Origin of the sequence: Cellulomonas bogoriensis 69B4 = DSM 16987 (assembly GCF_000767165.1) — a bacterium.
GTDB classification, from domain to species: Bacteria; Actinomycetota; Actinomycetes; order Actinomycetales; family Cellulomonadaceae; genus Actinotalea; species Actinotalea bogoriensis.
Genome location: NZ_AXCZ01000077.1, coordinates 1 through 12,611 on the forward strand (window position 1 = coordinate 1; position 12,611 = coordinate 12,611).

Here is a 12,611-nt window from a genome sequence, read left to right on the forward strand (position 1 = left end):
CGTCGGGCCCGGCTGAGCACGGGTGGCGGGGAGCGGTGCGCAGGGCCACCGGTGGGGTCCTGGCCCCCGCACCCGGGCGTGCCGAGCGTGAGCAGCGGGCGGCGGTCGCCTCGGTCCAGCGCAGCCTGGACGGCCCGCGCACCGTGGTGGTGATCAACCCCAAGGGCGGCGCGCACAAGACCACCGCGACGATGCTGATCGCCTCGACGTTCGGTGAGCACCGCAGCGGCTCGGCCCTGGCGTGGGACAACAACGAGACCCGGGGCACCCTGGGGTGGCGCTCGCAGTCGTCGTGGCACCAGAGCACCGCGGTGGACCTGCTGCGGGACCTGGACCGGTTCGCGGCCCCGGACTCCGCGCGCATGGGTGACCTCGACGCCTATGTCCGCACCCAGCCCGGGGCGCACGTGGACGTGCTGGCCTCGGACGAGGACGCCGCCTCGGCCGCGTCGATCGACGCCGAGGCGTTCCGGGCCCTGCACCGGACCCTGACCCGCTTCTACCGGGTGATGGTCGTGGACACCGGCAACAACATGCGGGCCTCGAACTGGCAGGCCGCGATCGAGGTCGCCGACCAGGTCGTGATCGTCTCGACCGTCCGTGAGGACACCGCCCAGTCCGCCGCGTGGGCGGTCGACGCGCTGCGGGCCACCGGTCACGAGGACATCGTCCGCAACGCGGTGACGGTCCTGTCCGACCCGGCGCCCCGGCGGGACCGGGAGCTGGCCGAGCGTCTGCACGAGCACTTCGGCCGGCTGACCCGTTCGGTGATCGACGTCCCCTACGACCGTGCCCTGGTGGCGGGTGGGCCGATCGACGTCGACGCGCTGTCGCCGGACAGCCGGCAGGCCTGGCTGCGGGTCAGCGCCGCGGTCGCCGAGGGACTGTGACCGGCCGACGGTGAGCCTGACCACCCGGGTGGCGACCGCGGCCGACGCCGGTGCCGTCGCGGCGCTGGTCCAGTCGGCGTACCGGGGTGAGAGCAGCCGGGCGGGGTGGACCACGGAGGCCGACCTGCTCGACGGGCAGCGCGCCGACGCGGCGATGGTCACCGACCTGGTGGCCGCACCGGGCAGTCTCGTGCTGCTGGGGCTCGAGGGCCCGCAGGTGGTGGCCTGCTGCCACCTGGAGCGCCGCGGCACCCACGCCTACCTCGGGATGTTCGCGGTGACCCCGGCCAGGCAGGGCGGGGGCCTGGGTCGGTCGATGCTGGACGCGGCGGGCACCCTGGTCCGTGAGCGCTGGAGCGCCGGGGTGCTGGAGATCACCGTCCTGGAGCAGCGGACGGAGCTGATCGACTGGTACCGGCGGCGGGGGTTCGTCCCGGACGGCACCGTGCACCCCTTCCCCTACGGCGACGAGCGGTACGGGGTGCCCCGACGGCCGGACCTGCGTCTGGTGGGCATGGTCGCGCCGGTGCCGGGCGTCTCGCCCTGCGAGGTGGGCCCGGGTGGGTGAGGATGACGACATGACGCAGACGTCCGCCGACCACGGCCCCGGTGTCCCGCAGATGCTCCAGACCCCCCGCACCGCCCTGGTCACCGGTGCCGGCCGCGGGATCGGTCGTGCCCTGGCCCTGGGGCTCGCGCGCGAGGGGTGGGCGGTGGCCCTGGTGGGGCGTACCGGCGCCCACCTGCAGGCCGTGGCCCACGAGGCGGTCGAGGCCGGCGCCGAGCACGAGCCGCTGGTGGCCGAGGTGGACGTGGTCGACCGGGGCGCGGTCCGGGCGGCGGTCGCCGCCGTGGAGGAGGGGTTCGTCGACCACGGTGGGCTCGGGCTCCTGGTGAACAACGCCGGGGTGATCGAGAGGTCCGAGGTCCCGTTCGGCGAGGACGACCTGGACGACCTGTGGCGGGTGGTCGAGGTGAACGTGCGCGGGCCGTTGACCGTCACCCGGGAGGTCCTGCCCGGGATGATCAGCCGCGGGGGCGGGCGCGTGGTGAACATCAACTCGGGCTCGGGGCACCGGGCGAGCCCCACGTACACCGGGTACGGGATCAGCAAGGGCGCCCTGTCGCGGTTCACCACGTTGCTGGACGCCCAGTACCGGGACCAGGGCATCCGGGTGTTCGACCTCGCGCCCGGCGTGGTCGTGACGGACATGACGCGCCAGATGCCCCTGCACGAGGGGCGGAGCGACTGGACGCCGGTCGAGGCGAGCGTGGACCTGCTGCTGGCGATGGGCGCCGGTGAGCTGGACGCGTTGTCCGGCCGGTTCGTGCGCGCCGGGTCCGACACCCCGGCGTCGTTGCAGACCCACACCTACGAGATCGTCGTGAACGACGCGCGCCGGCTGCGGCTGGTGGGTTTCGGGCCCGAGGACCCGGTGCAGTAGCCCGTCGGGCCGTCGGGTGACGGGCAGGTGCCGGTCCGGGGCCAAGGTCCCTTGGCCGGTGGGGTGCGACAGGCGCACGCTGGGGAGAAGTGACGTCGGCAAAGGGGCCGACGTCCCGCGCAGAGAGGCGCACCCGTGGCCACCTACGTCTACGACTTCAGCGAAGGCAACAAGGACCTCAAGGACCTGCTCGGCGGCAAGGGGGCGAACCTCGCCGAGATGACCCGCCTGGGCCTGCCGGTGCCACCCGGCTTCACGATCACCACCGAGGCGTGCCGGGCGTACATGTCCAGCGGCGAGCTGCCCCCCGAGCTCCGGGTCGAGGTCACCATGGCGCTGCGGCGCCTGGAGGACACCCTGGGCCGGGCCCTGGGCGACTTCCACGACCCGTTGCTGGTGTCCGTCCGTTCCGGCGCCAAGTACTCCATGCCCGGGATGATGGAGACGGTCCTGAACATCGGCCTGAACGACGCGTCGGTGCAGGGCCTGACCAAGTTCTCCGGTGACGAGCGGTTCGCGTGGGACTCCTACCGGCGTCTGATCCAGATGTTCGGCAAGACCGTCCTGGACATCGACGGCGACAGGTTCGCCGACGCCCTGGACGCCATGAAGGTCGCCCGTGGGGTGACCGCGGACACCGACCTGACGGCAGCCGACCTGCACGAGCTGGTCGAGCAGTTCAAGACGATCGTCCGGGAGGAGTCCGGGCGGGAGTTCCCCCAGCACCCGCGTGAGCAGCTGGACCTGGCGATCACCGCGGTGTTCAACTCCTGGAACACCGACCGGGCCCGGTTGTACCGGCGCAGGGAGCGGATCCCCAACGACCTGGGAACCGCGGTCAACGTGGTCTCGATGGTGTTCGGGAACCTGGGTGAGAACTCCGGCACCGGGGTGTGCTTCACCCGGGACCCGGCCACCGGCCGGACCGGCGACTACGGCGACTACCTGCCCAACGCGCAGGGGGAGGACGTGGTGGCCGGCATCCGCAACACGTTGACCCTGGCGGACTTCGAGGAGCTGGACCCCACGTCGTTCGCCGAGCTGCGCCAGGCCATGCGGCGCCTGGAGACCCACTACCGGGACCTGTGCGACATCGAGTTCACCGTCGAGCGCGGCAAGCTGTGGATGCTGCAGACCCGGGTGGGCAAGCGGACGGCCGGTGCGGCGTTCCGGATCGCGACCCAGCTGGTCGACGAGCACCTCATCACCCTGGACGAGGCCCTGGAGCGGGTCACCGGCGCCCAGCTGTCCAAGCTGATGTTCCCGCAGTTCGACGTCGACGCCGACCGTACCCTGCTGGCCACCGGCATGGCGGCGTCCCCGGGGGCGGCCGTCGGCGCGGCGGTGTTCAGCTCTGCGACCGCCCAGGAGCGGGCCGCCGCGGGCGAGGACGTCATCCTGGTCCGCAGGGAGACGAACCCCGACGACCTGGGTGGGATGATCGCCGCCGTGGGGGTGCTGACCTCCCGTGGCGGCAAGACCTCCCACGCGGCGGTGGTCGCCCGCGGCATGGGCACCACGTGCGTGGTCGGGGCCGACGCGTTGGACGTGGACGTCGTGGCCCGCACGATCACCGTCGGGGACGTGGTGGTCCGCGAGGGCGAGACGATCGCGATCGACGGGTCCAGCGGTGAGATCTTCCTCGGGTCGGTGCCGGTGGTGCCCTCCCCGGTGGTCCACTACCTGGAGGAGGGCCTGGACGCGGCGCTGGCGCACCTGCCCGAGGGGGACGAGGAGACCGCCGAGCTGGTGCGGGCGGTCGACCGGGTCCTCACCCACGCCGACACGGTGCGACGTCTGCGCGTGCACGCCAACGCCGACACCGCCCCGGACGCCCACCGGGCACGGTCGTGGGGTGCGCAGGGCATCGGGCTGTGCCGCACCGAGCACATGTTCCTGGGGGAGCGCAGGGTCCTGATCGAGCGGTTGATCCTGGCCGCCGACGACGGTGAGAGGGAGGCCGCGCTCGAGGCCCTCCTGCCGTTGCAGCGCACGGACTTCGAGGACCTGCTCACCGAGATGGACGGCCTGCCCACCACGATCAGGTTGATCGACCCGCCGCTGCACGAGTTCCTGCCGGACCTGACCGAGCTGTCGGTGCAGGTGGCCCTCGCCCAGGAGCGTGGGGAGTCGGGGGAGCAGGTCGAGCGGGACCGGGCGCTCCTGGCCGCGGTGCAGCGCATGCACGAGGCGAACCCGATGCTGGGCCTGCGCGGTGTGCGTCTGGGCCTGGTGGTCCCGGGCCTGTTCGCGCTGCAGATCCGGGCGGTGGCAGAGGCGTCGGCCCGTCGGCTGCGCGCCGGGGGCAGGCCCCACGCCGAGATCATGGTCCCGTTGGCGGCGTCGGTCATGGAGCTGTTCCTGGTCCGTGACGAGGCCGAACGCCTCATCGCCGAGGTCGCCGAGGCCGAGGGCGTCGAGCTGAGCATCCCGGTCGGCGCCATGATCGAGCTGCCGCGTGCGGCGCTCACCGCCGACCGGATGGCCCAGGCGGCGGAGTTCTTCTCGTTCGGCACCAACGACCTGACCCAGACCACCTGGGGCTTCTCCCGTGACGACGTGGAGGGGGCGTTCTTCAGCGAGTACACCGAGCGCGGCGTGATCAGCGTGTCGCCCTTCGAGACGATCGACCGTCGCGGCGTGGGTCGCCTGGTGCGGATCGCGGTGGAGGAGGGGCGTCGGGCCCGCCCCGACCTGACCCTCGGGGTGTGCGGGGAGCACGGCGGTGACCCCGAGTCGGTGCACTTCTTCCACGAGGTGGGCCTGGACTACGTGTCCTGCTCCCCGTTCCGGGTCCCGGTCGCCCGCCTGGAGGCCGGCCGGGCCGCGGTCAGCTCGGGGGGTGACCAGACGCGCTGACCCCACGACTGCGGCCCGGGACCGTCACCTCGACGCACGGTCCCGGGCCGCACCCGTACGCTCACCCTGTGACCGCAGCGCGACCCGTACCCGAGGCCGACCGTCCGTGGCTGACCCGCGCGGGCATGGCCCTGCGGGGCGCGCTGATCGGCCTGGCCGAGATCGTCCCCGGCGTCAGCGGTGGCACCATCGCCCTGGTGGTGGGCGTGTACGAGACGATCATCCGCTCGGCCGGCCACCTGGTCCGGGCCGTGGTCCTGGGCCTGTCGGTGTGGGGCGGGGCCGAGGCCCGCGCCGCTGCACGGGAGCACGCCGCCCAGGTCCGCTGGGGCGCGCTGCTGCCGATCGGTGCGGGCATGCTGACCGCGATCGTGGTCGGTGCCCGGGTCCTGGAGCCGGTCCTCGAGGACCACCCCGTCCAGGCGCGGGCCATGTTCGCGGGGCTGATCCTCGCGTCCCTGGTGGTCCCCGCCCGCATGGTGGGGGGCCGCTGGCGCCCGGTCGAGGTGCTGGTGGGCGTGGGAGCCGCGGCGCTGGCGTTCACGCTGACGGGCCTGCCGCCGGTCGCCCAGCAGGAGCCGGGGCTCGGTGTGGTGGCCCTGGCGGCGGCGTTCGCGGTGTGCGCGCTGGTCCTGCCCGGGGTGTCGGGCTCGTTCCTGCTGCTGACGGTCGGGCTGTACGAGCCGACGCTGGCGGCCGTCAACGACCTCGACCTGGCCTACCTGGGGGTGTTCGCCCTGGGTGCGGTGGTCGGGCTCGGGGCGTTCGTGACGGGCCTGCAGTGGCTGCTGGACCGCCACCACCGCCTCACCCTGGTCGTGATGACGGGCCTGATGGCGGGTTCCCTGCGGGCGTTGTGGCCCTGGCAGGCCGACGACCGCACCCTCCTGGCCCCGGGCGACGGGCTGGCCGGCGCCGTGGGGCTGGCGGCCCTGGGGGCGGCGATCGTCGTGGTCCTGCTCGTGGCCGAGGCGCGCACCCGCGACCGCGACCACCTCATCGAGGCCGAGGAGGTCGCCGAGGTCCTGGACGTCGAGTCTGACGTCGAGTCGGACGTCGAGTCGGACGTCGACGCCGGGGACGCCGGGCCGGGCACCGGTGCCCGGGACGCCGGGTCGGGCAGCGACGTCCCGGGTCACCGCAGGGGCACGAACCGGTAAGCACCGTGCTCGGTGACGACGACGCCTGTGCCGTCGTCGGTCCCGCGGCGGACCCGCAGCATCCGACCGGCGACGGGGACGACCATGACCCCCTCGGTGGCGAGCTGTGCCACCAGGGCCGCAGGCAGCTCGCCCGCCATCGCCGAGACGAGCACCCGGTCGAAGGGACCCCGGTCGGACCCACGAGGTGCGCCAGCAGCGCGGTCGTCCACCCGCTTCCCGCCCCGACGTCCAGGACGCGGGCCCCGGCCGGGACGTCCAGGAGCTCGAGCATCGCCGCGACGGTGGACGGCTGGCTGCAGGTCTGCCCGTGCCCCAACGGCAGGGGTGCGTCGCGTGAGGCGGCCGGCCGTTGCGCCTCAGGCAGGAACCGTTCCCGCGGGCACGCCGCGAACGCCGCCCGCAGGCGCGGGTCGGTCACACCGGGGGGCACCACGGGCGGGGTCACGTCGGGCGCCCCCACCGCGGTGCCGGGGTGCATCCGACGGCGGTCCTCGTTAGCGTCGGGGCGTCCCGCCCATGCAACGGAGGTCTGACATGCCCACACGTACCGCACGCACCGCCTGGAACGGCACGCTCGCCGAGGGCGGTGGCCAGGTCGAGCTCACCAGCTCCAAGATCGGCACCTACGACGTGTCCTTCCCCAGGCGCGCCGCGGACGACGCGGACGGGACCACCAGCCCCGAGGAGCTCGTCGCCGCCGCGCACTCCTCCTGCTACGCGATGCAGCTGTCGGCCCTGATCGGGGAGGCCGGCGGCACCCCGCAGACCCTGCACGTGTCCGCCGACGTGAGCCTCGCGCCCGACCCGGCCGGCGGCTTCCACCTGACCGGCATCCTCCTGACGGTCCGTGGGGAGGTCGACGGGCTGGACGCGGACGCGTTCGCGACCGTCGCCGCGCAGGCGAAGGACTCCTGCCCGATCAGCAAGGCGCTCGCGGGTGTGGACATCACCCTGGACGCCGCCCTGGCCTGACCGGCGGCGTACGGCACGACCGCAGGGGCCCGGCACCGCACGGCGCGGTGCCGGGCCCCCGCGCGTGTGGTGGAGCACCGTCAGGCGGCGGGGTCCAGGACGACCTTGATGCACCCGTCGTCCTTCTTCTGGAACGTCTCGTACAGCTCGGGCGCGGCCTGCAGGGGCGCCCGGTGGGTGCGCAGGTCGAGCACGCCCAGGGGGTCGTCCTGCCGCTCGACCAGGGGCTGGATCTCGGGCAGCCAGTGCTGCACGTTCGCCTGCCCCATGCGCAGGGTGACCTGCTTGTCGAACAGGTCCATCATCGGCAGCGGGTCGGCGGCGCCCCCGTACACCCCGGACAGCGAGATCGTGCCGCCACGCCTGACCATCGCCACGGCGGTGTGCAGGGCGGCGAGCCGGTCGATCCCGGCCTTGTCCATGACGGTGCGGGCCACGGCGTCGGGCATGAGGGCGGCGGCCTTGTGGGTGGCGTGCGCGACCGGTGAGCCGTGCGCCTCCATACCGACCGCGTCGATGACGGAGTCCGGGCCGCGCCCGTCGGTCATGTCCGCGACGGCGGCCACGACGTCGTCGTGGTCCCGCAGGTCCACCACGTCGATGCCGTGGCGCCGGGCCATGGCCAGGCGCTCGGGCACCATGTCCACACCGATGACCTTCCCGGCACCGCGGTGGGCGGCGACGCGCGCGGCCATCTGGCCCACGGGCCCCAGACCGAGCACCGCGACGCTCCCGCCGTCGGGGACCTGGGCGTACTCCACGCCCTGCCACGCGGTGGGCAGCACGTCCGACAGGTACAGCCACCGCTCGTCTGGCGACCCGTCGTCGGGGACGACCGTCGGACCGAACTGGGCGTGGGGCACCCGCAGGTACTCGGCCTGCCCGCCGGGCACCTGCCCGTACAGCTTGGTGTACCCGAACAGGGACGCACCCTTGCGGTGGGCACGGTTCTGCGTCGTCTCGCACTGGGTGGTCAGGCCCTGGGCGCACATGTGGCACGACCCGCACGCGATGACGAACGGCACGACCACCCGGTCACCGACCTCCAGGCGGGTGACCTCGGGGCCGACGGCCTCGACGTACCCCATCGCCTCGTGACCCAGGACGTCCCCGGTGTCGATGAACATCCCCAACGTGGAGTACAGGTGCAGGTCCGAGCCGCAGATCGCGGTGGACGTCACCCGGATCACCACGTCGGTGGGTTCCTGCACGGTGGGGTCGGGGACGGTCTCGACACCGACCTTCTCGTTGCCCTGCCAGGTGACTGCTCGCATGCGTCCTCCTCGGGTGGTGTCCCTCCTCCCTCCAGGCTCACCCGGGTCGGGCGGGCCCGCACCCCGAGCGCGGGGCAGACGTCCCGCCCGCGCACGGGGTGTGCGTGGCAGGATCGGGCCGTGCCGACCACCACCCAGCCCCACGGTTCGTCCGCCACCCCGGCGCCCGAGCAGACCGAGCTCGTCTCGATGCTGCGCCGCGTGGTCCACGGCGAGGTCGACTCCTCCTCCCGGCGGCGGGCGGAGTACTCCACGGACGCCTCGAACTACCGTGTCCCGCCCGCCGTGGTGGTGATCGCCAGGGACGTGGACGACGTCCTCGCCGCGCACGAGGTCGCACGCACCGCGGGGGTCCCGTTGACGATGCGCGGGGGTGGCACCTCCGTCGCCGGCAACGCGGTCGGGACCGGCATCGTGGTCGACACCTCCCGGCACCTGACGGCGATCGGTCACATCGACCCCGAGGCACGCACCGCGGTCGTGGAGCCGGGTGTGGTGATGAGCTCGTTGCAGCGGGCCGCGGCCCCCCACGGGCTGCGGTTCGGCCCCGACCCCTCGACCCAGAACCGGGCCACCCTCGGGGGCATGATCGGCAACAACGCGTGCGGCCCGCACGCGGTGGCGTACGGGCGCACGGCCGACAACGTCGTGTCCCTGGACGTCGTGGACGGCACCGGGCGACGGTTCACCGCGGGCGCGGGCGACGGCGCCCTGGACGTCGTCCCGGGACTGGGGTCGCTCGTGACCGCCGGCATGTCCACGATCCGCACCGAGCTCGGCAGGTTCGGCCGCCAGGTGTCGGGCTACTCCTTGGAGCACCTGCTGCCCGAGCACGGCACCGACCTGGCGAAGATGCTGGTCGGCACCGAGGGCACCCTGGTCACCGTGCTGGGCGCGACCGTGCGCCTGGTCCCCGTGGCGGACGCCGCGGTGCTGGTGGTCCTGGGCTACCCGGACATGCCGTCCGCCGCGGACGCCGTACCGGCACTTCTGGCGCACGACCCGCTGGCGATCGAGGGCCTGGACGCCCGCCTGGTCGACGTGGTGCGCAGGCACCGGGGCGAGGCCCAGGTGCCCGACCTGCCCGAGGGCGCCGGCTGGTTGATGGTCGAGATGGGCGGCGCCACCCGCGAGGAGGCCCTGGAGCGCGCCCGCGCGATGGCCGCCGACGCAGGTGCCCTCGCCGGGCGGGTCATCCCACCGGGGGCCGAGGCGACGGCCATGTGGCAGATCCGTGCCGACGGGGCCGGCCTCGCCGGCCGCACCCCCGACGGCTCCCAGGCGTGGCCCGGGTGGGAGGACGCCGCCGTCCCGCCGGAGCGCCTGGGTGCCTACCTGCGGGACTTCGACGCTCTCATGGCCGAGCACGGCGTCGACGGGCTGCCCTACGGGCACTTCGGCGACGGGTGCATCCACGTGCGCATCGGCCTGCCCCTGGAGCGGGGCGAGGACGTGCCCGGCTTCCGGCGGTTCATGACCGAGGCGGCCCGGCTGGTCGCCCGGTACGGGGGCTCCCTGTCGGGCGAGCACGGTGACGGGCGTGCCCGCTCCGAGCTGCTCCCGCTCATCTACAGCGCCGACGTCCTGGACCTGTTCGGCGGGGTCAAGCAGCTCTTCGACCCGAACAACCTCATGAACCCCGGGGTGCTGGTCGACCCGCGCCCGGTGGACGCCGACCTGCGCCGCCCCCACGCCGTCCCCCTGCGCCGCACCGACGGGTTCACCTTCCCCCACGACGGCGGGGACTTCACCACCGCGGTCCACCGGTGCGTGGGGGTGGGCAAGTGCCGGGCCGACAGCACCGCGGCCGGCGGGTTCATGTGCCCGTCGTACCTGGCGACCCGCGACGAGAAGGACGTCACCCGTGGACGGGCCCGCGTCCTGCAGGAGATGGCCAACGGCACGATCGTGGGCGACGGGTGGCGCTCGCGGGAGGTCCACGAGGTGCTGGACCTGTGCCTGAGCTGCAAGGCGTGCTCGCGGGACTGCCCGGCGGGCGTGGACATGGCCCAGTACAAGGCCGAGGTGCTGCACCGCACGTACCGGCGGCGGCTGCGGCCGGTGAACCACTACGCGTTGGGGTGGTTGCCCCGGTGGACGCGCCTGGTCGACCGGTTGCGGCTGGCGACCGTGGCGAACACGGCGCTCGGTGTGCGGCCTCTGGCGCGACTGGTGCTGAAGGTCGGGGGCATGGACACCCGGCGCAGCATCCCGAGGTTCTCCCGTGAGTCGTTCACCCGGTGGTGGCAGCGCAACGGTGACGGGGTGGAGCACGCGGCCGGCAGCTCGCGGCGACCGGCCGGGGCGGACGCCCCGCCCGCGGTGCCGGGGGAGGAACGCCCGCGGGTGGTGCTGTGGGCGGACTCGTTCAGCGACGGGTTCGACCCGGACGCCCCGCGCGCGGTCCTGGAGGTGCTGGTCGCCGCGGGGTACGACGTGATCGTCCCCGACGAGCCCGCCTGCTGCGGACTGACGTGGATCAGCACCGGCCAGCTGACCGGTGCCCGCAAGCGCCTGCAGGGCCTGCTGGAGGTCCTGGGGCCGTACGCGGTCAACGGGGTGCCGATCGTGGGTGTGGAGCCGTCCTGCACGGCCGTGCTGCGCTCGGACCTGGTCGAGCTGATCCCCGACGACCCGCGTGCGGTCGCGGTGTCCCGTTCCACCTACACCCTGGCCGAGGTCCTCACGGCCCCGGCCCCGCTGGGGACCGCCTGGACCCCGCCGAGCCTGGAGGGGGTGACCGTGGTGGCCCAGCCCCACTGCCACCAGCACTCGGTGATGGGATTCGACGCGGACAAGACGTTGCTGACGCGGGCGGGCGCCACGCTCAGCACGCTCGCGGGCTGCTGCGGCCTGGCGGGCAACTTCGGCATGGAGAAGGGCCACTACGACGTCTCGGTGGCGGTCGCGGAGAACGCCCTGCTGCCGGCGCTGCGCGACGCCGAGCCGGGGACGGTGTTCCTCGCCGACGGGTTCTCGTGCCGGACGCAGGCCGACCAGCTGGCGGGCCGGGGCGGGATGCACCTGGCCCAGCTGCTCGCCGAGCGACTGCCCCGCTGACGAGCGCCGCGACCGGGTGCTGACCCTGCCGACCGGTACCGCCGCGCCCGCAGATTCACACTAATGGTGCATATCGGACATACCCCTTCTCCCTTTAGGGTCGACGTGTCAGGATTGACCGAATTGGTCAAGCGCGGTCGAGTGCGGGGGCGTCGGGGAAGAAGCCATGCCTATGTTCCAGGTCGAGGGTGGAAGGTCGGTGCCGGTGGAGCCGCTGCAGCCCGCGCGCAACGCGTTCGGGCCGGAGACGTCCTCGGTCGTCGCCGACCACCTGGACGCGCTCCTCGGTGAGCAGCTGCTGCCGTTGCGTGCCCGAGAGGCCGGGGCGGACGAGCCCCACCTGCTGGCGGTCGACGCCGCCGGGCAGCCGGTGGTGGTCGAGGTCGTGGCGGTCCTGGACCGCGAGGCCTGCCTGCGGGCCCTGCGGTACGCAGGCCAGGCGGCACGCCTGAGCACCTTCGACCTCGCCCAGGCCTACCAGGGTGGCCCGGACAGGTTCGCGGCCCACCTGGCGGCGTTCCGGCAGACGGTCCCTGCCTCGGCGCTTCTGTCACCGTCCACGGTCGGTGCCGGTGCGCGCCTGCTGCTGGTGTGCTCCGAGATCGCCCCGGACGTCGAGGACGTCATCGAGTTCCTGCTGCAGCCGGGCTGGCAGGTCGAGCTGCTCCAGGTCGGGATCATCGAGGGCGCCGACGGTCGCCGGATCGTGGACGTCTCGCCGGTCACCCGCACGCCTCCACCGCGGCGCAACCTGGAGCCCACGGCACTGCGCCTGGTGCGCAACCCTCCGTCGGGCAGCCAGCAGCGCGTGGACGCCCAGCCGGACGCGCGCGGCCAGTACCTGGCACGGACGGTCGGCACGGGCTCCTGGTCCGCCCTGACCCCACCCCACGGCACCGCGCAGCCCAAGGTGCCCTCGGTGGTGGCCCCGTCCTTCGCGGTCCCGGC

At 73.8% G+C, this 12,611-nt stretch carries 8 protein-coding genes and 2 pseudogenes; 8 read left to right on the top strand and 2 right to left on the bottom strand.

What is annotated here, in order from left to right:
• The 5 genes from N869_RS08560 to N869_RS08580 all read left to right on the top strand — a co-directional run.
• A partial coding sequence (locus tag N869_RS08560; RefSeq protein WP_035060264.1) for a MinD/ParA family ATP-binding protein occupies positions 1-890 on the top strand: 890 nt, incomplete at its 5' end.
• A 10-nt stretch (positions 891-900) separates the two neighbouring features.
• Positions 901-1,458 (top strand): GNAT family N-acetyltransferase, encoded by a 558-nt coding sequence (locus N869_RS08565; RefSeq protein WP_035060255.1) that lies wholly within the window; start codon positions 901-903, stop codon positions 1,456-1,458.
• Positions 1,459-1,468: 10 nt separating this feature from the next.
• Positions 1,469-2,335 (top strand): SDR family NAD(P)-dependent oxidoreductase, encoded by an 867-nt coding sequence (locus N869_RS08570; RefSeq protein WP_052105269.1) that lies wholly within the window; start codon positions 1,469-1,471, stop codon positions 2,333-2,335.
• Positions 2,336-2,470: 135 nt separating this feature from the next.
• The gene (ppdK, locus tag N869_RS08575) at positions 2,471-5,194 is read left to right on the top strand and encodes a pyruvate, phosphate dikinase (RefSeq protein ID WP_035060257.1); all 2,724 of its coding nucleotides are present in this window, start codon (positions 2,471-2,473) and stop codon (positions 5,192-5,194) included.
• A 68-nt stretch (positions 5,195-5,262) separates the two neighbouring features.
• Positions 5,263-6,354 (top strand): DUF368 domain-containing protein, encoded by a 1,092-nt coding sequence (locus N869_RS08580; RefSeq protein WP_232229668.1) that lies wholly within the window; start codon positions 5,263-5,265, stop codon positions 6,352-6,354.
• Here the strand turns inward: N869_RS08580 and N869_RS16950 are convergent.
• Positions 6,330-6,835: pseudogene (locus N869_RS16950) on the bottom strand (protein-L-isoaspartate O-methyltransferase family protein). The gene N869_RS08580 and the pseudogene N869_RS16950 sit on opposite strands and share 25 nt — an antisense overlap.
• Positions 6,836-6,891: 56 nt before the next feature.
• On the opposite strand from N869_RS16950, the gene N869_RS08590 reads away from it, so the two are divergent.
• The gene (locus tag N869_RS08590) at positions 6,892-7,329 is read left to right on the top strand and encodes an OsmC family peroxiredoxin (RefSeq protein WP_035060258.1); all 438 of its coding nucleotides are present in this window, start codon (positions 6,892-6,894) and stop codon (positions 7,327-7,329) included.
• Between the two features lie 80 nt (positions 7,330-7,409).
• Here the strand turns inward: N869_RS08590 and N869_RS08595 are convergent, their stop codons facing one another.
• Entirely contained in the window at positions 7,410-8,603 is a 1,194-nt protein-coding gene (locus tag N869_RS08595) for a zinc-dependent alcohol dehydrogenase (RefSeq protein ID WP_035060260.1), read from the bottom strand.
• Between the two features lie 189 nt (positions 8,604-8,792).
• Here N869_RS08595 and N869_RS08600 point away from each other — a divergent pair, with 189 nt between their 5' ends.
• Positions 8,793-11,663 (top strand): FAD-binding and (Fe-S)-binding domain-containing protein, encoded by a 2,871-nt coding sequence (locus N869_RS08600; RefSeq protein ID WP_052105270.1) that lies wholly within the window; start codon positions 8,793-8,795, stop codon positions 11,661-11,663.
• Between the two features lie 166 nt (positions 11,664-11,829).
• Positions 11,830-12,611 (top strand): annotated as a pseudogene (locus tag N869_RS08605) (hypothetical protein); the annotation flags it as partial.